The sequence below is a fragment of the uncultured Kriegella sp. genome (genome assembly GCF_963975415.1).
In the GTDB taxonomy this organism is placed as follows: domain Bacteria; phylum Bacteroidota; class Bacteroidia; order Flavobacteriales; family Flavobacteriaceae; genus Kriegella.
Genome location: NZ_CAXBGN010000013.1, coordinates 55,575 through 78,433, shown reverse-complemented (window position 1 = coordinate 78,433; position 22,859 = coordinate 55,575). Strand labels below are relative to the sequence as shown.

The window sequence follows — 22,859 nt, the reverse complement described above, 5'->3', positions numbered from 1 at the left end:
TCGCAATTTTGGTTACGTCGTATTCATATAACACGTACTATGATTCCTGAAAAAATTGAAAAGTATATCATAAAATACCTCACAAAAACGGCCACTGCCGAAGAACTTGAGGAATTAGAGGCATGGATAGAAGACCCCTCGAACAAAAAACTTTTCGAGGCCTATGTTCAGCACCATTATGCGGTAAATATGGCCTTAAACAATTCGGACAGCGGCCCGACTAAAGCATATTTGACCCGTAAAATAAGGCAGAATAAACCCGTGTTGCATCGATTCAATCCGCAAATCTTCTTAAAATATGCGGCTGTCGCGATTCTATTCATAGCGCTAGGTTACCTCTTTTTTGAAAATTCGACCAAGCAACAACCTGAAATCTTAATCGACCCAAATCAGATTACCCTCGAATTAGACAACGGGCAAATTGAAGTTATAAGTGAAAATGGCCAGCGGAAAATAATAGATAGTGAAGGAAACGAGGTCGGTTCGCAGCAAGGCAATCAGCTGAGCTACAAAGAAAACGACAATCAGGCAACGCCCCAGTATAACCAACTGAATATTCCGAATGGCAAGCAATTCGAATTGGCCCTGTCCGATGGCACTATGGTTACCCTCAATTCTGGTTCTTCGATAAAATATCCGGTTCAATTCGCTGCTGACCAAAACCGTGAGGTGACCCTAAGCGGCGAAGCCTACTTCAAAGTGGCGAAAGACACCAACAACCCATTTATCGTCAGTGTAAATAATTTAAAAGTACGTGTTTTGGGAACTGAATTCAACCTTTCCGCCTATCCCGAAGATCGTGAAATCACCACTGTTTTAGTCGAGGGGCTGGTTGGTTTGTATAATCACAATACGTATGACCGGCAGACGGCGACGCTAATAGAACCAGGCTTCAAGGGTGTGTATAACGAATCAAATGATGTTTTTTCAGTCAATGAAGTAGATACAAACCTCTATACCAGTTGGAAAAATGGAAGGTTTGTTTTTAGACATGAGCAGTTCAAAAATATCATCAAAAAACTCGAGCGCAACTACAATATTACCATTATAAACAATAACCAAGAACTGGGCGAACAGTATTACAATGCCAGTTTCGATATGGAGGAAGATATGGAGCAAATTTTTACCTCTTTTCAAAAGAGTTACTCCTTTAACTACATTATTGATCAGAATACCGTAACCATAAACTAAACCGAAATAAGCGTATGAAATAAACCAAAAATACCCGTACAAAAACTCACAAAAAAACTGAAAGATGCGCGAACATCTTTCAGCAACTAAGGAGTGAGCAAATTAATACCCACTTAATAATCAATACAAAAATATGAAAATCCATCTCAAAATCGGGAGTAGGCTGACATGCCCTCCAGAATTTAGTTTAAAAATGAAATTAACCACATTCTTGCTGTTTATTGCCTTATTCAATATAAGGGCCAATAATTATGCACAGGGTACACGTATAACATTAGACCTGAACAAGGTTACTGTTGAGACGGTGTTGAATGAAATCGAATCAAATACCGAGTTTAAATTTCTGTACAACATTAAAGATGTTGACATCAACAGAATTGTCACGGTGAAGGTTAAAAATGAAAAAATCAAAAATATACTCCACAGCATTTTTACCAAAGAATCGTATGAGGTATCGGGGAAACATATAATTATCAGGTCTAAAAAGGAAAGGGTGCCCGCGAAGATTCCCGAGAAAGCCCTAGCTCCACAAGAAATTGAAGTTTCGGGGACCGTCAAAGATACCGACGGTGAAATTTTACCCGGAGTAAATATCATTATTAAAGGAACAAACAAAGGTATTGTTTCTGATTTCGATGGTAATTTCAGCATTGAAGTACCGAATACAATGGCGGTTCTTGTTTTCTCTTACATAGGAATGGAGACCAAAGAAATAGTCGTTGGCAACCAGACGGTTTTAAATGTCGCTTTGGTTCCTTCTGCCCAGAAAATGGATGAAGTTGTAGTCACTGCTTTGGGTATGAAAAGAGAAAAAAGAGCCCTGGGCTATTCGGTCGGGGAAGTTGATAGTGAAAAAATAAACTTGGTACCCCAAGAAAATGCTTTGGCAGGTTTGTCGAGTAGGGTTTCGGGGCTGGACATTCGAAGATCAGGTAACGACTTAAATGCCGAAACCCATGTTTATATCAGGGGTAGAACATCCTTGGCCGGAAATGATGAACCCTTGGTTGTCGTTGATGGCTCTCCCGTTGGAAGCACTGCAGTTTTAAATGATATCAGTGCCGTGAACATCCAAAGTGTTTCGATACTAAAAGGGGCAAGTGCCGCGGCACTTTACGGTTCAAGGGCCGGTAACGGCGTAATTCTCGTTACTACTAAATCTGGAGAGGGACTTAAAAAGGGAATTGGCGTTTCTTTTACCACCAGTTCAACACTCAATACTCCCTATAAATATTTTGAAACCCAGAACAGATTTACCAACGGACAAAGAGGTATTTTCGATGAAGCCACTTGGCAGCATTGGTACGGTCCTGAAGAAGGTGGCTCTGCGGTACAGTGGAACAGCAATGGAGAGGCAGTACCTTTAAAATTTTACCAGAACCCACAGAAAGATTATTTTAGAACAGGGTTTACCATAATCAATGATGCCAGTATTAGCGGAAATTATGACAAGGGGAACTTTCGGCTTGCCATATCCCATATGAAGGGAGAGGGCTATTCGCCAGGTACGGAACTTCAAAAGCTTGGTTTCCGTTTGAACACATCTTATAAAATAACGGATAATGTAACCGTTTCTACAAATATTAATTTTTCGAATCCTAACTCGGACCAAAATCCAGTCAGATATCTCAGTGGAGACAATCAATATTTTGATTTATTTAATATCGCTCCCCATATAAATATCAATGACCTAAAGGGAGATTATTGGGAATCACCGAACGTTGCCCAACGAAAAGTAACGGAGGGGTACAATAACCCTTGGTTTTCCGCCAATGAGCGAATAAATAAATTTGACCAGCTTAATGGTTTTGGAAATATTAAACTGGATTGGAAAATCACCTCAAATTTGAATGCTATGGCCCGCGTTGCCTATAGTGGTAATACAAATAAGGAGGAAACTTTAAAACCATGGTCTTTTCAGGGGTTTGGTGGGGGCACCACAAAACCTTTTGGGGCCTATAACCTTGATAATAGCAGTTCTAGGGAGACTAACGTCGATGTTTTATTTTCTTATGATAAGAAAATTGGAGATTTCCGTATTTCTCCTTCTGTAGGTGGAAATATAATGAAGAGCAATATTTCTACATATAATTCCGGAGGAGACAATTTGGTACTGCCAGGGCTGTTTACACTTTCCAATGTTACCAGGGGGGGACTCGATTATAGAAGTGGTTCTTTTAAAAAGGCAGTTTACAGCGTTTATGGAATGGCCACAATGAGCTATAAAAACATGCTTTTTCTAGACTTAACCGCACGTAACGATTGGTCAAGCACCCTTCCTAAAGAGAACAGCTCCTACTTTTACCCTTCCGCTTCCGGAAGTGTTCTAGTTTCCGAAATGTTCCAAATGCCATCTTGGATTTCGTTACTTAAATTACGCTCTGGATGGGCTCAGGTAGGAAAAGACACTGATCCTTATTTGATCCACCCAACTTTATCCCAAGGATTTTGGGGCGATGATTTTACCTATACCCTTCCGAGTAGTATGCCAAACACCAAGCTAAAACCAGAGATAGCTACTTCCTATGAAGTGGGTGCGGATCTAGGATTTTTTCAAGGTAGATTAGGACTGGAGGGCACTTACTACAAGACCCAAAACAAAAACCAGATTTTAAATGTGAATGTCTCTCCACTTACCGGGTATACCAGTACCACCATTAATGCAGGGAATGTAGAAAATTACGGGGTAGAATTCGGGTTGAATATGATTCCTATTAGAACGGAAGATTTTGAATGGAACATGAACTTTAATTTTACCACACAGGAAAGTAAATTGGTGGAATTGGTTGACGGTATTGACCGGGTAAATTTTGGAGGAGGAACCGATGGTGGTGCTTTTACCAAGGTTGGAGGAATCATTGGGGATATGTATTCCCCTTATATAAAAAAGGTAGAGGAAGGTGAGTATGCGGGATGGAATATATTGGATTCCAATGGCAGATGGGAAGTTGACAGAGCTCAGGAAAACCAAATTAAGATGGGAAATTTTAACAATGATTTCGCTGTTGGTTTGAACACCTCTATTCGATATAAAAACTTTACCCTATCCGCAAGTTTCGATTGGAGACAGGGTGGAGATTTCTACTCCGAATCTATGAAACGTATGGCACGTTCAGGAAAAATCGAGGACTGGCAAAATGGAATCAGCTCAAGTACCTATTCCGGTATCCTAGATGCTAATTCATATTCTGATGGCGCAGCGTTGGCCAATGAAATCAAATCAAATCCTATTTACAGAGACAACGATGTTTGGGTTGGAGGAAGAAATGAAGAATTAGGGGGATTTGAATTTAACGGCAATTACAACGGTGCTTTTTTCCCTGGTGTAATAGACAATGGTGATGGTACATATACGGAAAATTTTGGGGATGAAGGCACCATATTATTTGACGCCTATAGAGTAGTAGAGTCTAGCGGTAGTTTTTGGAGAACTGGCTATGCATTCTTGTACGACGCATCTTTTGTTAAGTTAAGGGACATTACCATGACTTACGCATTTCCCGCTGAAGCCGCCAAGTTTATTTCGGCAGATAATGTATCGATATCCGTATTTGCTAAAAACATCATGCTTTGGACCGCAGCCGGGATCGGAATCGACCCTGAGCTTGCTTATGACCAAGGAGCCCAAGGGTTTGAAGAATGGAATGTGGCCCCATGGACCGCTCCTATAGGCCTTCGATTAAATATAAGTTTCTAAAAAAAATAAAGATGACTAAAATAAAGAATAATATAATTGCACTGTTACTGCCCATGGTAGTACTTTTTGCAACATCGTGCTCTGAATCTTTGGAGGAGATAAATGTAAGCCCCAATAGTTTACCAGATACTGAGATAGACATTAAATTTGTGATGACAGGTATTTTCGCCCAATCTGCTACAATTACTTCAGATATTACCATGAGTGGTGGTGAGTTATCTGGAGCAACCCAATACTTGCAACGAGATTTTACAAGTTTTGAAGAGAATAATTATGATTGGGGACCCAAGAGTTTTGCTTCTTTCTATCAGCCTATAAAAGATAGCAGTTATATCTTCGATCGGGCAGGTGAGGAAAAGACGGGAAAGACAAAAGATTACTATCAGGGGGTTGCTTTAATCATGAAATCTTTTTGGTTTGGCTATTTAACCTCTGCTTTCGGGGATCTGCCTTATACGAATGCCCTACAAGCGGAAAAAGGGGGAGATGATTTTTTTAAACCCGTATATGATGATCAACTGACCATTTTTAAGGGAATATTAAACGATCTTGAACAAGCAAATACCCTTTTAAATGGTGCAGGGGTTATACAGGAAGCAGTAGATGCAGACCTTATTTATCATGGTGATGCCTTAAAGTGGCGTAAATTTGCCAATTCGTTGCGCCTTAGATATTACATGCGTTTATCAGAAAAGGAAGGTATCGATATTAATCCGGCCCAAGAGATTGCCGCTATCGTTGGTAATAGTGGGGAATATCCTATTTTAGTAAACAATGACGACAATGCGTCCATTGCATTTGTTGGCACGAATAGTGACAACAGTTGGTACGGAGGCCCCTTAAGAAGTAGTAACCGTTCTGAGTTTTATCGTAGAAAACCCTCAGCTACCATTGTTGATGATCTAACCGCCTTAGGCGACCCTAGACTAACGTCTTGGGTAAGGCCAGTGGATGTGCAACTTATGGAGGGAGCAACCAATGAAATTGTAGAAGAAAATGGGGCATTAATACGCTATACTACAGAAGATATAGATGCGAGGAACAATGATGCAGATAAGGAGAATGATATAAACACAGCTCTTTTTGTTGGTTTGCCAATTGCCTTAACGGATCCGAACCAATTTCCGGTATTGTCAGATGGCATCAATGCCAATGAGGTAATTGCGTCACTAGATGAAAGCGTCTATCTTGCTGCGGCATCTAACCCACATACTTCGTATCTAGCAGATATGTATGCAGAGGATGCCAATCCAATGGTAAAGGCAGTACTAATGAATGCTGCCGAGGTACAATTTATTTTGGCTGAGGCAGGTGTCCGTGGTTGGGTATCCAATAGTGCCTTAGACTATTACAATAATGGTATTCAATTGTCAATGGGGCAGTATGGAATTTCCGACGGAGATCCATCTGCGGTATATGATAAAGAGAACAACACCCTTATACCTTTTGACCAAGGAGTGTATATGGCACAGGCGCAACAGATCTTTAATGATGCCACAGATAAAATGGAGCCTATAATGCACCAAAAATGGATTTCTCAATGGTTTACACCAGAATCTTGGTTCGATTGGCGTAGAACGGGACTCCCAAATTTAAACGTCAACATTATATCTGGGTCCAAAGGGCAAGCAACGCCACTGAGATTTGGGATAGACGACCCTTTTAATGAAGATAATATGTTGCAAGCCATTAGCAAACTACAGCCTGCTGAAAATGATCAGTGGTCTAAAATGTGGCTACTGCAATAAGTTAGTATTCTGAAGTTGATACACTTATCTCCAAGCTTGGGCGCGAAAAATGTCCGGGTTTGGAGATTTTTTTTAACGTTTTGTGGCAGACCAAGCGCTTTTGAAACAATAACAACGTTAAATTAATATGCTATTTTTTTGCTTTAGCTCCGGGTGTTATCGACGGATCAGTGAATGAAACAACAGCAGCAAGTTTGAAGTTTTAACTTTGGCCTGGGTATTCTTCCTAATAATGGTGTAAGCATTTGTAATATGACCTTCTACCGACTTGATAGAAATATTCAAATGTTCAGCAATTTCAGAATTGGTCAGCCCTTCTTGCTTACTCAATAAAAAGACTTGCTTGCACTTGGTAGGCAACCGTTCGACTTCCTTTTTTATCGAAGCAATCTTATGTTCTACTAATTTGGTATTGCCATCATCCATGACAGCAGCGTTTAGGGCATCCCAATACACTTGGTTCAAGGCCGAAGATGACTGGTCTTTTCTAAGACCGTCTACAAACTCATTGTAAACAGACCGGTACAAAAAGCCCTTAAGCGATTTCTTGATCTTTAAATTTTTACGCAGCTCCCATATGCGCAAAAACACATTCTGAACTATGTCTTGAGAAACAGCATAATCGTTTGTCAGACTATAGGCATAAACCAGCAGCTTTCTATAATAGGTATCTACCAACAGCAAATACGCCTCTTCGTCACCCTCAATAAGTTTTTCTAATAAATTGGGGGCTTTAGGGTTGATGTCGGTCATTATAGGAAACTTGTTCTTTCTGGGCATAAAATTACTGCAAGGAACTTAAAACCATCATATTTACTGTTACTTCATTATTACCTCATTGTTACCATTTCAATAGCATATCAACAATCAACTGAGAAACCATGTGTAGCACTTTAAAAGGATAGCCACCGAACAGCATGCTTAAATTTATAAAAATATATTTTAAACAAAGTAAGTGCTCTGTTTTTTTGGATATAATAAATAGTTCCTACAGAATTTACGATATATGCATTGTAGGAATATCATTGTACACATATCACCTATTGAACAAACTGCCTTACGGAAATTCAATTATCGAACAAGAGCTTGCATAATAGTGTATCGAACCTCGGTTTATGGGCCGGCCTTCCCATACTTAAGCCCCCTTCTATTTGTGCTGAATAGTAAATAATTCGAAGTTCGCCAACTTACCCCTTAACTCGGTCTTGCCCAGAGATCGCAGTTGAAACTCTGGTTCAAGTGGCAAATTTTGTACGAGACTGTCAGAAATTAAAAGTTCTACTTGATAGGCGTTGCATAGTTCCTGAATTCTGGCGGTCGTATTCAGAACATCACCGGTAAAAATGATTTCCTTTTTAAGAACACCGATTTCACCAGTTGTTACTTTCCCAAAGTGTAGCCCCGCTTTAAAAGTTGGTGAGACACCAAAAGTCGAGGTATACCATGCCTTCCGTTTACTTAGGCTCTCCTTCATGGCAAAAAAACAGTTAACACAATTGTTGTTCAAAATACCATCCTCATATTTCCATGAAATAACAATTTCATCCCCGACATATTGGTAGACTTCCCCGGAAGATCGAATGATCGCTTCCGAGAAATCGGAATAATATTCCTTTAGCAATTCAAAATATTTGATGTGTCCCAATCGCTCGGCAATGGTCGTCGATGATTTCATGTCCAGGAACATAAATATTCTTTTTTCCTCGGTGGGAGTATGATATTTTCCGGTAAAGAAATTCATCAATACTCCATGGCCCAAATTTTCACTTATTTCTGCATAAAAAAGACTTAAAAACAAACTAAACGCCACGGAAACCAAGGTGCTTAAAAAATCGATACTGATCAAAAAGCTTGAAAGCTTGTTCAGAACACTGGCATCAAAAGGCGATTTATGCAATTCTATACTCGCCGCAAGCGGGTAGATTACAATTATGACCACAACCAGAAAGAGGGTATAAAAGCCTACTTTATATAAAATTTTCTGCGAAAAACTATTCTTACCAAAAAGATTGCCCAACCATAACACCTCGATTGCCCCAACGATCAGCCCAACACAAGTCACAGATATACTGGCAAAAATAAAAACTTCCAAGGTCACGGAAATCGCAGAAGTCGGGTTTAAATTTCGATTTAGGGTGGCGGCCTCTTGCACAAATAAAAGAATCCAACCAACAAAAAGCCAAATCACTCCGAAGGGAATAATACGCGAGATGTTTCTTTTGCCTTTTGGGGTAAGCCTTCCCATTTAACGTTATAATTCTATACCATTAGCCAATTCTAAAATTAAGCTCTTTTTTTAACAAATGCCCAAAAGCGATTCAAACTAATTGTATTTTAGAGCCAGGCAAAGTTGAATTCTTAAACATCCTACCAAACCCAAACTTCGTTGTAGTCGCTCAAAATCAGTTCATGAAAAGTCAAAAAAACCGTCGTATTTCAGCCATCATGTTTACTGATATCGTGGGATATACCGCCTTGATGCAACATGACGAAAATAAGGCCGCCACCACCAGGGCCATACATCGGAAAGCATTTAAAAAGTATCATGAAATTTATCAAGGGGAAATTTTACAATATTTTGGTGATGGTACTTTAAGTATTTTTAAGAGCGGTGTTCAGGCTGTTGAATGTGCCATTGCGTTACAACAATCCCTACGGAAAGAACCTTCGGTACCGTTGCGTATTGGAATTGATATGGGCGACATTGTCTTTGATGGCACCGAAGTTTACGGAGATAGTGTCAACCGGGCATCGCGCATCGAAAACTTAGGTTGTACGGGTGCGATTCTGCTATCTGGAAAATTGAACGACGAGCTCGAAAACCAAGGTCAGCTCAAAACAAAATCCCTAGGAAATTTTAACTTAAAAAATGTAGCCAAGCCCGTTGAAATCTTTGCCGTTGTTCATCACGGCATCAAAACGCCGACGACATTCGAACTTCAGGGAACACCCCGGAAACAAAATAAGTCGATTGCCGTATTGCCATTCGTAAATATGAGTTCTAACGTCGAGAACGAATATTTTAGTGATGGAATGACCGAAGAAATTATCAATGCCTTAGCAAAGATCAAAGGTCTCAAAGTAACCTCGCGTACCTCTTCCTTCCATTTTAAAAATCAGAATCTATCGATTTCTAAAATTGGTCAGGCATTGAATGTTTCTACTATTTTAGAAGGTAGCGTTCGCCTTTCAGGAAATAAAATGCGTATTACGGCACAATTGATCGATGTTCAGGCCGATTTTCATTTTTGGTCCGAAACCTTTGATCGCGCTATCAATGATGTTTTTTCCGTTCAAGACGAAGTGAGTCTGTTAATTGCCGATAAATTACGCGAACATATAGGGCATTTTGACATAGCCGATCAGCTGGTCGATTCTCTAGAAGTTCCCGTCGAAATATATAAGAAGTATTTAAGGGGGCGCTATTATTTGATGAAATTAAACCTTCCCGATACCGAAAAAAGTATTTCCATATTCTCTGAAATTATTCAGGAACAGCCAAACTTTGCGCTGCCTTATTTAGATATTAACCAAGGATATGCATTTTTAGGTACCATGGGACTGTTGCCCGCCCAAGAATCTTTTACCAAGGCAAGGCCTTTTCTTGAGAAGGCACTCGAACTAGATGAAAATTCACCAAAATCACAATTGAATCTCGCTTGGATAAGTTGTTGGCAAAATTGGGATTTAAATGGGGCTTATCGCCATTTGAACAATGCTATGGAAAAAGGTTCTTCCGATGAAATTTACCTGACCATGTCAAACACACTTACGCTTGAAGGAAAGTTGAAGGCAGCCCTGAATTATATCGACAAAGCACTGGAGCTTGATCCTTTTTCGGCAATGAACCTACACTACAAAGGTTTTTTGTACTATTTAATGGAGCAGTATGAAAAAGCCGTTCCCTTTTTTGAAAAAGCACTAAGCCTAAAACCCAATTTACCTTTTCCACCCTTATACCTGGGAACAATTTTAGTTTTGCAGGGAAAGCCTTCGGAAGGATTATCCTACTTCCAGAATCTTCCGAGTCTAGGACATGGAAATTTGACAAAATTGGGAGGAACTACCTTGGCTTACATTGGTCTGAACGAAACGGCAAAAATAGAAGAAGGCATTACGGAACTACGGGCGGCACTGCAAACCGATGCTATGGGAAGCGCACTATTCTTTCTAATTCTATGCCATACCATGAAGGGCAACTATGAAGAGGCCTTTGAATTGATAGCAAAAGGTATAGAATATCGATTACCGAGAATTTTATTGCTGAACACAGAACCCATCTTAAAACCCCTGCGCTCTACCATACGCTTTCAAAAATTGATGCAACGCGTATTAGGAGACACTACGGCAACAAAAGATTCCGATAGGAAATACAAAAAATCGTTGTTGGGCAAGGAAGAACTGAAAAAATACAAGGCCCAATTAAGTAGCCTAATGTCTAAGGAAGCCCCTTTCTTAAACCCTGACCTTACCCTTCGCGATTTGGCCGAACTGCTACAAATTCCACCGAACTACTTATCACAATTGCTCAACGAGGGTTTTGACAAAAACTTTTCCGAATTTGTGAACTCGTACCGTCTTGAAATCTTTAAGAAAAAAGTGGCCACCCCATCTTTAAGGCATTTAACGATTTTGGCCTTGGCCTACGACAGTGGTTTTAACTCAAAGACCGTTTTCAATACTTACTTCAAAAAAGCTATGGGCATTACCCCTAGAACCTATTGGAAAAAAATGGGCAACTAAACCTTTGTACTCCAACCAATTCGTTCCAATTCTCAAACCCGAACGATTGGCGTTCTTCCGACTGCTACTTTTGAAGCAAATAAAAACGCCATAAATTCATGCAAGTATGACATTTCTTTTGTCCACAAGTGTAGTAATCAAATTAATCCTATTTCTGCTGGAACTGTTTTTCACCTTATCAGCATAACAATATCCTTGTCAACAACAATAATTTCAACCCGGAAATCTAAAACTATGGAAATTAAAAGTCCTAACATACGGCCTAATTTGTTGCGAGATCCAAAAAGCATCCGTAAATACGAAGAATTTAAAAATCTAATCTGCGCTTTACAGAAAAAAGGGCTTCCCGCTAGTATTAGCAACAAAATTAACCGTGAAATTGAAAAATTAAACTTGCTTTCAGATGCTGACATTGATCTAAAAAAGCAATTACGAAAAGCAAAAAACACCATATTGAATCTAGTTCGTTCAGAGTTACAAATGGTCACTAAACATCATTTTCAAAACCTTTGGGCAACCTATGGTGCCATGTCGGGTATTATTCACTCTGTTTTTTTCAAAATAATAGCATTGGAAGCCTCTTGGAATTCATTGGGCTTAGCGATATCAATGGGATTACTATTTGGGTGTTTGGCAGGCAATAACCGCGATAGACAAGCAAAAAGAAAAGGATTACAGTTAAACTTCTGAAATTAAAAAAATGAAAGCAATCATCATCACGAGATATGGATCGCCCGATGTTCTTAAACTTACGGAAATAGAAAAACCAACAGCTAAAGACAATGAGGTATTGCTAAAGGTAAAATCAGCAAGTGTCACCGCTGCCGATACCATGATGCGTAAAGGAAAGCCTTTATATGGTAGACTATTTATCGGTTTAAAAAAACCAAAGTATCCCATTATCGGAACCGGTTTTTCAGGAGTTATTGAAAAAATCGGACCTGCTGTCACCTCTTTTAAAGTGGGGGACGAAGTGTATGGGGAATCAATTTTCGGGGCCGGTACAAACGCCGAGTACCTATGTGTGCCCGAAGACGGCATGCTTGCGCCAAAACCAGAATATTTGACCCATGAAGAAGTTGCTTCGGTCTGTGACGGTCCACTCACTTCGTGGAATTTTTTAAAGGAGATAGCAAAAGTAAAAAAGGGTCAAAAAGTATTGGTATACGGGGCTTCCGGAAGTTTAGGAACCGCGGCAGTGCAATTGGCCAACCATTTAGGAGCCGAAGTTACTGGTGTATGCGGCACATCAAATATGGAAATGGTTCAATCGCTTGGTGCAGCATACATCATCGATTATACCCAAACTGACTTTACCAAGACCGAAAAAAGATATGATGTTATTTTTGATACAGTGGGAAAAACTTCTTTTTCAAAGTCTAAAAAAGTATTGGTCAACAAGGGAAGTTATCTTTCCCCTGTACTCGGGACACCCCTTCTCTTTCAGGTACTATGGACCTCCATATTCGGCACAAAAAAGGCGCTATTCTCTGCTACCGGTCTTAAAACTGAAAAAGAGCTTCGCAAGCTGTTTGATGAACTGAATGAACTTCTTGAAAGTCGACAGTTGAAGATGCTTATCGACAAGCGCTTTTCTTTGGAACAAGTGCCCGATGCACATCGGTATGTTGACACGGGGCGTAAAAAAGGAAATGTCGTCGTTCAAATAAGGTAAGATGGTATAAGCACTCTCCAGTTTTTTTACGTTATCTGTACATTGCTTTAACGGGTATTAATCTGAGTAAGGGCCGTACTTGCCAAATCGGTGAATTCCCCAATTTCCTCTCTAGCAAGCCGGCCAAAATAAGCCTCAGAACTGAATAATAAAATCAATCGTTATACAGAAAGATGTGTTAGAATCAACCAAATGATTGCTTTCGCATTTAAACACGGTCTTTCCGTTTATTTGAATTTGTTTCCCGATAAAATGTTATAACATGACGGGCGATAAATTCCTCGTCAAGTAATTGGTTATTCGGCAATATCATATGCAACCTGCCATCTATAGGATTTACAAAAACGGCACAGCCATTTCTGCAATTTCCGAAACGGAAAACAAAAGCCTTTATCCCTGCCAAAAAACCTTTCTGCAACGTTTTCTCAAATACATAAGCGGAGCATGACTTGCGAAAAACACATAACCTCCGTTTTGATTTCGGGCTTATGCTCCAATACATTTTTATTACCATTATGAGAAAAAATCGCATCTATTTTTTGCTAAATATTATAATCTGGCGGGTTGTATAGTACCCAGGCGTCGACCCCATACCAAAACAGCCGTTTGTGGGTTGCACAAAAGACGAAACGTTTTCTAGGCGAACATACTCCCAACCCATACGGGAATGCTCTGCAAGGATTTCGCCCAACTGCTCCGCCACATGATTGGTTGTTCCCTTGTTAGGGTTAATCGAAGTAATGAAAGGTAAAACCTTGTATTCCATTTTAAGAGTATATGTGCTTTGATTCTCTCCAACCTGAAAATTTGTTGCATTTCATATCGAACATGCCAAACCTAAGACCATTAAAACATAACTCCTTACGGAAATCCGTAATTGATCCCATTTTAATAAAACATCCTACATTCAAACACCTTTTTGGTACACGTATAAAATTTCAAAAGGAAGCCCCTACCCTATAAGACAAGGTGCCCCAAAAGAACAAACTCAGACACCCAAATAGCCTCTTATAGTTGAAATAGCACAAACCATATAAAAAGGCAGTATTTTAGACCCCTTGCAACACCCAAATGCAAAATATCGGGGTCCATGAAGTGATTAAAAAAATTAAAATGGCTAAGAATTTTTCAGGTATATTTCTAATAGGAATAATATGTGCTTTTCAAATTTCTTCACAGGCGACGGCCCAGACCAGTGCTAAAATTAAATTGACCGAGGGGAGACCAACATTGATCATCGACGGAGAAGCACATCCACCGTTTGCCTATATGTCGTACTTGGGGGAAGAGAAATATTATAACGAAGTCGCCGATGCCGGCATTCATCTATACAACATTCCAGCATATCTTGCCGACAGGGGAATCAATTCTACTTCGGGCATCGGCCCTTTTCGAAAACCCATTTGGATTGCCGAGAACCAATATGATTTTTCAAGCGTAATCGAAGATTTTGACAAAATCGTAACATCAGATCCCTATGCCAAGGTAATCGTTCGCCTCTATTTAGATCCGCCCTTGTGGTGGGAACGATTGCATCCTGAAGCTTCTGCCCAATTACCGGATGGAAGTACCTACCGACAATGCTTTTCTTCAGAAATATGGAAAGCTCAAACGGGGAAAGTGATAGAAGATTTTCTTGAATGGATTCAAGAATCCCCTTACGCAACTATTCTTGCAGGAATACATGTTGCAAGCGGGTTTACTGAAGAATGGTTCTACCATCCCAAACAATACCACGATCAAAATCCGGTACGTAGGGATGCATTTCGCCAATGGCTCCGCAACAAATACAAAAAGGTAACCGTCTTTCAAAAGACATGGAACGATACTGCCGTTACCTTTGAAACGGCACAATTGGCGAACATTGATGAAGCGGAAAAACGTAAAGAATGGCGAGATCCGAAAACAGAGCAGCACTACATCGACACTTTTCGTTTCCATACCGAAGTAATGACCGACAACATCGCCTATTTTTGCAAGATTGTCAAAGAAAAAAGTAAAGGCAAACTGTTAACAGGTGCCTTTTATGGGTATCACTATTTTGTGACCGACCCCAGAAGGGGCCATGGCGCCTTAGCTAAATTGCTAGACTGTCCCGACCTCGATTACCTATCGAGTCCGAATGCCTATAACCGAGTTCTAGGGGAAGATTGGCCAGCGATGGCAGCTATCAATTCGGTACGTTTACACGGTAAATTATGGCTTACCGAAAACGATACGCGCACTTCAATAACCACGCTTTTAAGAGACCGATCCCATGGTATTGCACCCCCTGGGCAATATGAGGACGGTGTGTGGTTGGGTCCAGAAGATATGGAAACATCGAAGTCATTTTTATGGAAAAACACGGCTCGAATGCTTGCCTTTGGTTACGGTGGTTGGTGGTTCGACATGTGGGGCGGTTGGTTCAGCGACCCTGAATTATTAAGCGTTCTGAAAAATACGCAACGGCTGCATTCCGACTACCTTCCAAAAAATATCGAAAGAATGACATCGGAAGTATTGGTTGTAGTAGATGAGGAACTCTCCTTTTGGGATGCGAGCTACGGTAGCCTTACCGAAAACATCCTTTCGAACCGCTACCCCCTGGCAAAGACCGGAACCTCGTACGATCTTTTTCTCCGCAGCGATTTGGGTGCCATTTCAATGAAAAAGTACAAGGTCGTCTGGCTTATGGGACTATTGCACTTGAATGCTGCAGAAGAAGCGCAGATTGCAGCATGGCAAAACCAGGGCATCACGGTCGTAAAGACCGATGCAAACGGAACAGAAATCTATAGTAATGACAATAAACCAGTGTTTCTTGATGGAAAACTAAAATGGTCAGCTGCCGACCTGCGTGAACTATGGAGAAAATCAGAGGTGCATATTTACAATGATACCAGCGATGTATTTTACATTGGAAACAATTGGCTGGGCATTCATACCATAAAAGGCGGGGAGCGCACCTTACGTTTCCCTTTCAAAGCGCAGATCATCGACCCCTTAAAAAACAAGGTGCTCGCCGACTCAACAAACACATTAAAGCTGAAGTTGCACCCAAAGTCGACTACCCTGTTACGAATACACCCATGATTGCCCACTTATCCCATAATTACAATCATCTCAGGGTTAACGAACAACCAGAACGGTTTAAAACACCACCATACTCTTTAAAAATCATAAATACCAGCGCTCTTACTTTCAGCACCCTTTTGGTTAAAGAAGCAAAAGTAAGTATCAGCCAATAATATTGCCAAACTTGATAGGCAATTACCTTCTGAAACGATAAGTGGGGTAATATTCTTTTAGTTTTTGCCTATATAATGGTGCTTCTAGAGTGAATATTATCGCACCTTTACAAGACTTTTGCTTTCTTTCTAACTGCTTTGGATCAAATTGTAAAGACAAAAACACTGTTGTAATTTATACCTTACGTCTTAGAAAGAAAATACTACGAAATATACGTAAATATCAAAAAAGTGTAGCCAGATGGTATAGAAAATTGTCAGCAAGCAACAAATTGGATAAGGAACTTAAAATAGAAGTACAATACCATGTCAGTTACATTATTTGAATTAGCTATTAAATAATAACCAAACTGAGTCATGTATAAAACCCGGAAATTTCCGGGTTTTATTGTTTCAAAGTCCTAACTCGTGTAAACCTCCTATATGCAATACTAAAATTTCAAAATACACAAAGATTGAGTCCATTGACCTTTTATGCGGTGTTGTCAAGGGTACCATGGCGCTTGACCATCGACCTTTTTCATTTTGGTTCTTTCTTTAATGACCCCACCGATTTTGATACCACAACACCATTTTTGTTTTTCATCCGCTTTATTACTCGCTATTACACACCCACATTTATTTTCTTGGCGGGCACTTCTGCATTCTTATATGGCAAAAAAAACGGGAGTTATTCCGATCGCTATTCTCCCGTGGTATTGATCTTTCTTGAAATTATTACCAACAACTTGATTAAGACCTTCGATTTCACCATTAGTCTTTAAATTTTTCAGGTAATCCGGGCCATTGGCTTCATTATGGTGTGCTTATCTTTTTTTACTTATTTGTCCAAAAAATAAATTCTCGTCGTTGGAATCCTATTGGTCACATTACACAACCTATCGGATGGAATTGTGATTCAGGCCAAAATTTTCAATCTATTCTTTGGTATTTACTGTATCAACTAAAGGTTCTGTTATCGATGTCGATCATATATCCCCTGCTACCTTGGATCGGCCTTATGGCCATGGGATATGTTTTCGGCACTCTTTAGGTGGTTGCGCTAACTGTAAAAAACATGGAACGCTATTGGACAATAGCGATTACGTTAGCCTACTTATCGTATTTTTACTAAGAAACAAAAAATCGCGATTGAAATAGCAGGCGGACATAAAATGGAATAGCCAAAAATTCAAATCTATACTACATGGGTACAACTTCATTCATTTTGCCACGAAACCCAAAATAGTTAGGTAAATATGAACCTTAACGGGCTCCCGATCTTGTCATAAAGTACATCTAAATAATGATATTATAAAGCCAATCGAAGCAAATGTTTTTGCGCCTTTCTGAATGCCTTAGGGGTTTGGCCAACGGCTTTTTTAAAGGTTTTGATAAAATAGGAATTATCATAAAAATTGAAGAAATGAGCTATTTCTTCACTACTCATATCAGTATATACCAGATATCGCTTTATTTCAATGATAAGCCTTTCGTTAATAAGCTCACTAACACTTTTACCAATTGCCTTTTTTGTAATACGGTTTAGGTTTTGTGGTGTCATATATAGCTGTGCTGCATACTCAACAACACTTCTATTATTTTTATACTGTTTATTGATCAGTGCTTCCAAGTTTTGAATATGCTGTGCGTCTACACTAATTTTTTCTTCATTAGATTTTTCGTAAAATCTAGAAAGCTTTACCAACATCAGCGTTAATAATGCCTCTAAGGCATCGTACTTTAAAATAGCATCGCTATAGTACTCTTTCTCCATTTCACGTAATAAAGCATGAAATAGTGGTTTATCCTCTTCTTGCAGTTCAACCACTGGACTACTTAAAAACCTGCTAAAAATAGGTAATGACTGTACCCATTGTTGTGCACCTGGTTTTAACAAAAAATCTTTTTGAAAGATGACTCCAATGCCATTTGTAAAACTACCTTTTGCCGTAACCACTTGCCCGGGACAGCAGAAATGGACTGAGTTTTTACATGGTTTATATGAGTTAAAATCTATATTTATTTCACCGTCGCCTTCTATAAAAAAATTGAGTCCATACATTACATTTCTAAACGGATTCCCACTTATCATGTAATCGGAAACATTTTCTGCTTTAAAAATTAAAAAACCAGGGTGATTCTTATTTTCCTTTATTCCGGTTTCTTTATGAAGTTCCGGCAAACCCATTTGTGGTATATCTTCCATAATTATGGTATAAATCTATCGAAATCTACCATTTTACAACAAAAAAACCATAATTCTATCTCATTATGTTCTAATAATACCATAAATGGGTTTATTATTACCATTTTACAGCGCGCGCTCTCACTTAATTTTGCACACTTAAAATTGAAAATCCCAAAATGACACTTAAATCGAAATTTAACATGAGAGATAAACACCTGTGGTTTGGACTAAAATATGTTTCAAGTGCTTTAATGCTTCTTATTGCTGTTAGTTGTGGTGCTGAAGAAAAGAAGGCAACCAACAAAGTAATCAAGGTAAACGTTGTGAATGTCGGTGTTGATCCAACTTCTACAAAAGCCCATATAGAATACAATGGTACAATAAAATCTAACGTAGCGATAAATTCAAGTTTTCAAGTGTCTGGTACGGTTTTAAGTGTTCCTGTGCGTATTGGTGATTTCGTAAAGAAAAATCAACTTATTGCACAAATAGACCCAACAATCTATACAAGTCAGTATGATCAACAACGAGCTCAAGAGCGATTGGCAAAAGAAAATTATGAGCGTATAAATAGTGTTTTCCAGAAAGGGAGTATTGCAGAAATTCGAATGTTAGAGGCACGTTCGCAATATGAACAAGCGCAAGCAGCGGTAAAAATGACCTATCAGAATGTACGCCATGCTAAATTATATGCACCTATGGACGGCTATGTAAGCGAAAAAATGATGGAAGCGGGTGATTTGGCGCAACCTGGGCAGCCAGTAATTGAATTGGTAAATATTAAGACGGTAAAAGCGGCACTTCCTATTCCCGATAATGAAATCAATAACATAGCTAAAGGAGACACTGCATCGGTCGTAATTCCTGCATTAGACAATATGGATATTTCCGGTACAGTTGATGAGATCTCTATACAATCCGACCTTGGCTCTCCTGTATATACCGCTTTCGTAAAATTGAACAATTCCGATAACAAAATAAAGCCAGGTATGACCTGTACCGTAAGCTTTAAAAATACAAATGACGGTAATACTAACGAAAAACAAACCATTATAATTCCTTCAGAAAGCATTGCGGTTACTGAAGATGATAGACGCTTTGTGTATGTTGTTAACGGTAATAGTGCAGATAGGCGCTATGTAGAAACCGGTAAACTATATGATGAGGGCATAGTTATTAAAAAAGGGTTGAACAAAGGTGACCAACTCATTGTTTCAGGTTACCACAAGCTTACACAGAGTACCCAAGTTGAAATCATTAATGACTCCAAATAAGACAGTTGAAGATGAAGAAAAAAAGCGGAGCCATAGATTGGGCATTTAAACATGCTACATTTCCTTTTGTACTCGTAATGTCTTTTGTACTGATGGGAATTTATGGACTTTTAAATATGCCCAGAAACGAATTTCCTGACTTTACCATACGTCAAGGATTGATTATTGGGTCTTATCCGGGAGCTTCTTCCGATAAGGTTGCAGAAGAACTGACCTCTAAGGTCGAAGAGTTCTTATTCGGCTATAACGAAATTGACAAAACAAAAACGTATTCGTATTCAAAAGATGGACTCATGTACATCTATGCCGAAGTATCGGATAAGATTGACCATAACGCCACAGAGCAATTCTGGAATAAGCTAAAAGCTGAAATTTTAATTTTTCAGCAGTTAGAATTACCTCGTGAGGTACAAGGTGTTATGGTGAACAGTGATTTTGGTAGTACCGCTGCTTTGGTACTAGGCGTAGAGTCGAAGACAAGGCCTTACAAAGACCTTCAGCAGCATGTAGAAAATATAGAAGATGAGTTTAGACAGATTGATAATTTGGCAAAAATTTCGCATTCTGGCGGACTAACGGAGCAAATAGCAGTATACGTCAATCAAGATAAATTGGCGAGTTATGGTATAACGCCACAAACGATTACCTCAAGCCTGCAAAACCAGGGTGCTGTATTAGGTTCCGGAACATTGGAAAGTGATACTAAAGAAAGACCCATATATCTTGAGACTACCATTAAAAACGAATCGGATATTGCACGACAGGTAATTAAAACCGAAGAGAACGGTAATGTTATTAGGGTTCGTGATGTTGCCCGTGTGGTACGCGAATATGATAATGCAGATTCATATTTGACCATGAACGGTACCAAGGGTATGATCATTACCTTAGAAATGGCTAAAAAAGGAAATATTGTTCAGTTTGGTGATGAGATCGATGAACGACTTGACAAGATCATCAGCGAAATGCCAGAGGATATTAAGATTACCAAAATTGCCAATCAGCCTGAAGTGGTAGACCATTCAATCAGTCACTTTATGAAAGAATTCGGCTTTGCATTGATCGGTGTAATCTTGGTAACCTTATTGTTACTTCCGGTTAGAGTGGCATCAGTAGCAGCGGCTACAATACCGATTACCATTGCGGCTACTTTGTGCATCATGTACTTTACAGGCATTGAATTGAATACGGTAACCTTGGCGGCATTAATCGTAGTATTGGGTATCGTTGTAGATGATCCTATCGTAATTATTGATAATTATGTGGAGAAATTAGATGAAGGCATGTCGATTCCCGAAGCTGCGGTAAGCAGTGCAAAAGAATTATTCCCATCTGTATTTACGGCAACATTGGCTATTTCGGCTACGTTCTATCCGTTGTTGTTCTTTATGGATGGTGTAGCATCAGATTTCATTAGTGCCTTCCCATATGTTATCATCATAGCATTGACTTTATCATTATTGATATCGATTTTAATCGTTCCGATGATCAATTCCATTTTCATTAAAAAGGGACTTCATGATGACCCGGAAAATAAAAACAAGGGTGGTAAAAAATCGATGCTTGATCGCTTACAGACGTTCTTTGACTCCGCAGTAAATAAAGCCATGGCACATTATAAAATTACTGTCTTTTCTGGTATTGCGGCCATAGTTATCGGAGTCCTGCTTTTTGGCGGCATTAGTCAGCAGTTGTTTCCAAAGGTCGAGCGCAACCAGTTTTCAATAGAAATTAGTTTAGCTCCGGGAAATAGTTTGGAAGAAACGGCAAAGGTCGTTAACAGTTTTGAAGAGATCTTAAGTGCAGATGAACGCGTTGCCGATTACATCAGTTTTATTGGGCAGAGTTCTCCCCGTTTTCATACGCTTTATGCACCCAATCTTCCCGCAAAAAATTATGCGCAGATTCTAGTAACTACCATCTCTGATGATGCCACCGTTGAAGTCTTGAACGACTATGATGAAAAATATGCAGACATGTATCCGCAGGCATATTTACGGATGAAACAGTTAGATATGGCCGGGGTAAATGCACCAATAGAGGTGCGTATGTATGGCGAGGATATTGATCAGTTGAAAAAATATAGCGATACTATCATCAATATAGCGCGGGCAACGCCAAAAACTATCTGGAGCAGAACCGACTACGGTGATATGAAAGAGGCGGTACAAATCGACGTTAAATATAATGAAGCCGCTAGACTGGGCTTAAGCAATAGAGACATTGCCAACGCCGTTGCGATAAATACTACGGGTTTAAAAGCCACCGAAGTTTGGGACAAGGATTACCCCATTGATGTGAAGATCAAAAGTGAAAATCAGCACCATCAAAATGTAACGAATCTAGAGCAATTGTCAATTATTTCTCCACAGAGGGGAGCTGCCGTTCCGTTACGTCAAGTAGCGGATATATCTTCAGAATGGAATCAAGAAACCATCGTGAACAGAAATGGTATGCGCTGTTTAACGGTTCGTGTAGATATTACCAAAGATGCCGTTGCCAACGAGGTGCTGGCAGAAATGATTCCTAATATCGATGCTATTGAGTTTCCAGAAGATTTACGAATAGAATATGGAGGCGAATACGAACTTCAAATTGAAAACAACAAACCTATGGGGCTTTCCCTGATGCTAAGTGTTGTTTTAATTTTCTTGATTCTATTGTGGCACTTTAAGAGCTTTATGCATGCTATTTTAAGTTTCATTACCATGCCGTTAAGTATTTTCGGTGCGGCTGTCGGTCTGTTATTAATGCAGTATCCTTTCGGATTCACTTCTTTCCTTGGCCTATTGGCGCTTTGCGGAATAGTAGTAAGAAACGGCATCATCTTAATCGATTATGCAGATGAGCTTAGACACGAACATAATTACAGTGTAAAGAAAGCGGCTATTCTTGCAGCGGAAAGACGTATGCGACCTATTTTCTTGACATCTTCTGCGGCAGCGGTCGGGGTAATACCGATGATCGTTAGTCGCTCTAGTCTTTGGGGGCCTTTAGGTACCGTAATTGCATTCGGACTCATGTTTTCTATGGTACTTACCCTTTTTGTACTGCCAGTGTTGTATTGGTTGTTCTTTAGAAAAGAAGATGATGAGACCATTAATGACGAGATCATTAAGGCTGAAGTTTAA

14 protein-coding genes are annotated in these 22,859 nt (G+C 39.5%); 10 read left to right on the top strand and 4 right to left on the bottom strand.

The window, feature by feature from the left end:
* The first annotated feature begins 39 nt into the window (after positions 1-39).
* The 3 genes from AACZ88_RS20770 (at position 40) to AACZ88_RS20760 (ending at position 6,636) form a co-directional block, all read left to right on the top strand.
* Positions 40-1,191: a FecR family protein gene (locus AACZ88_RS20770; protein WP_339714746.1), complete on the top strand. Its 1,152-nt coding sequence runs from the start codon at positions 40-42 to the stop codon at positions 1,189-1,191.
* A gap of 193 nt (positions 1,192-1,384) precedes the next feature.
* Positions 1,385-4,888 (top strand): SusC/RagA family TonB-linked outer membrane protein, encoded by a 3,504-nt coding sequence (locus AACZ88_RS20765; RefSeq protein WP_339714744.1) that lies wholly within the window; start codon positions 1,385-1,387, stop codon positions 4,886-4,888.
* An 11-nt stretch (positions 4,889-4,899) separates the two neighbouring features.
* Positions 4,900-6,636: a SusD/RagB family nutrient-binding outer membrane lipoprotein gene (locus AACZ88_RS20760; RefSeq protein ID WP_339714742.1), complete on the top strand. Its 1,737-nt coding sequence runs from the start codon at positions 4,900-4,902 to the stop codon at positions 6,634-6,636.
* 156 nt (positions 6,637-6,792) lie between these two features.
* On the opposite strand, the gene AACZ88_RS20755 is transcribed toward AACZ88_RS20760, so the two are convergent.
* Both AACZ88_RS20755 and AACZ88_RS20750 read right to left on the bottom strand, forming a co-directional pair.
* Positions 6,793-7,416 carry an RNA polymerase sigma-70 factor gene (locus tag AACZ88_RS20755; protein WP_339714739.1) on the bottom strand — a complete coding sequence of 208 codons (624 nt, stop codon included), beginning with the start codon at positions 7,414-7,416 and terminating at the stop codon, positions 6,793-6,795.
* A gap of 367 nt (positions 7,417-7,783) precedes the next feature.
* Complete coding sequence (locus tag AACZ88_RS20750; RefSeq protein WP_339714736.1) at positions 7,784-8,881, bottom strand: adenylate/guanylate cyclase domain-containing protein; 1,098 nt, start codon at positions 8,879-8,881, stop codon at positions 7,784-7,786.
* Between the two features lie 164 nt (positions 8,882-9,045).
* On the opposite strand from AACZ88_RS20750, the gene AACZ88_RS20745 reads away from it, so the two are divergent.
* The 3 genes from AACZ88_RS20745 to AACZ88_RS20735 all read left to right on the top strand — a co-directional run bounded on the left by AACZ88_RS20745 (position 9,046) and on the right by AACZ88_RS20735 (position 13,054).
* Positions 9,046-11,379: a tetratricopeptide repeat protein gene (locus AACZ88_RS20745; RefSeq protein WP_339714733.1), complete on the top strand. Its 2,334-nt coding sequence runs from the start codon at positions 9,046-9,048 to the stop codon at positions 11,377-11,379.
* Positions 11,380-11,613: 234 nt separating this feature from the next.
* Complete coding sequence (locus tag AACZ88_RS20740) at positions 11,614-12,069, top strand: hypothetical protein (RefSeq protein WP_339714728.1); 456 nt, start codon at positions 11,614-11,616, stop codon at positions 12,067-12,069.
* 10 nt (positions 12,070-12,079) lie between these two features.
* Positions 12,080-13,054 (top strand): NAD(P)-dependent alcohol dehydrogenase, encoded by a 975-nt coding sequence (locus tag AACZ88_RS20735; RefSeq protein WP_339714725.1) that lies wholly within the window; start codon positions 12,080-12,082, stop codon positions 13,052-13,054.
* A 532-nt stretch (positions 13,055-13,586) separates the two neighbouring features.
* On the opposite strand, the gene AACZ88_RS20730 is transcribed toward AACZ88_RS20735, so the two are convergent.
* Complete coding sequence (locus tag AACZ88_RS20730; protein ID WP_339714722.1) at positions 13,587-13,820, bottom strand: hypothetical protein; 234 nt, start codon at positions 13,818-13,820, stop codon at positions 13,587-13,589.
* 347 nt (positions 13,821-14,167) lie between these two features.
* Between AACZ88_RS20730 and AACZ88_RS20725 the strand changes: the two genes are divergently transcribed.
* Positions 14,168-16,129, top strand: coding sequence for a beta-galactosidase (locus AACZ88_RS20725; protein ID WP_339714719.1), 1,962 nt, complete (start codon positions 14,168-14,170; stop codon positions 16,127-16,129).
* A gap of 610 nt (positions 16,130-16,739) precedes the next feature.
* Positions 16,740-17,048 (top strand): hypothetical protein, encoded by a 309-nt coding sequence (locus tag AACZ88_RS20720; RefSeq protein ID WP_339714717.1) that lies wholly within the window; start codon positions 16,740-16,742, stop codon positions 17,046-17,048.
* 527 nt (positions 17,049-17,575) lie between these two features.
* Here AACZ88_RS20720 and AACZ88_RS20715 read toward each other — a convergent pair.
* A complete protein-coding gene (locus tag AACZ88_RS20715; RefSeq protein ID WP_339714713.1) occupies positions 17,576-18,472 on the bottom strand; it encodes an AraC family transcriptional regulator in 897 nt (298 codons plus the stop codon).
* Between the two features lie 182 nt (positions 18,473-18,654).
* Here AACZ88_RS20715 and AACZ88_RS20710 point away from each other — a divergent pair, with 182 nt between their 5' ends.
* Positions 18,655-19,728 carry an efflux RND transporter periplasmic adaptor subunit gene (locus AACZ88_RS20710; RefSeq protein ID WP_339714711.1) on the top strand — a complete coding sequence of 358 codons (1,074 nt, stop codon included), beginning with the start codon at positions 18,655-18,657 and terminating at the stop codon, positions 19,726-19,728.
* Between the two features lie 11 nt (positions 19,729-19,739).
* Positions 19,740-22,859, top strand: coding sequence for an efflux RND transporter permease subunit (locus AACZ88_RS20705; protein ID WP_339714708.1), 3,120 nt, complete (start codon positions 19,740-19,742; stop codon positions 22,857-22,859).

Coding starts and splice junctions, on each gene's coding strand:
- AACZ88_RS20760 (WP_339714742.1), top strand. CDS start 4,900: ATGACTAAAATAAAGAATAATATAATTGCACTGTTACTGCCCATGGTA.
- AACZ88_RS20740 (WP_339714728.1), top strand. CDS start 11,614: ATGGAAATTAAAAGTCCTAACATACGGCCTAATTTGTTGCGAGATCCA.
- AACZ88_RS20745 (WP_339714733.1), top strand. CDS start 9,046: ATGAAAAGTCAAAAAAACCGTCGTATTTCAGCCATCATGTTTACTGAT.
- AACZ88_RS20715 (WP_339714713.1), bottom strand. CDS start 18,472: ATGGAAGATATACCACAAATGGGTTTGCCGGAACTTCATAAAGAAACC.
- AACZ88_RS20765 (WP_339714744.1), top strand. CDS start 1,385: ATGAAATTAACCACATTCTTGCTGTTTATTGCCTTATTCAATATAAGG.
- AACZ88_RS20770 (WP_339714746.1), top strand. CDS start 40: ATGATTCCTGAAAAAATTGAAAAGTATATCATAAAATACCTCACAAAA.
- AACZ88_RS20750 (WP_339714736.1), bottom strand. CDS start 8,881: ATGGGAAGGCTTACCCCAAAAGGCAAAAGAAACATCTCGCGTATTATT.
- AACZ88_RS20730 (WP_339714722.1), bottom strand. CDS start 13,820: ATGGAATACAAGGTTTTACCTTTCATTACTTCGATTAACCCTAACAAG.
- AACZ88_RS20725 (WP_339714719.1), top strand. CDS start 14,168: ATGGCTAAGAATTTTTCAGGTATATTTCTAATAGGAATAATATGTGCT.
- AACZ88_RS20705 (WP_339714708.1), top strand. CDS start 19,740: ATGAAGAAAAAAAGCGGAGCCATAGATTGGGCATTTAAACATGCTACA.
- AACZ88_RS20710 (WP_339714711.1), top strand. CDS start 18,655: ATGAGAGATAAACACCTGTGGTTTGGACTAAAATATGTTTCAAGTGCT.
- AACZ88_RS20755 (WP_339714739.1), bottom strand. CDS start 7,416: ATGCCCAGAAAGAACAAGTTTCCTATAATGACCGACATCAACCCTAAA.
- AACZ88_RS20735 (WP_339714725.1), top strand. CDS start 12,080: ATGAAAGCAATCATCATCACGAGATATGGATCGCCCGATGTTCTTAAA.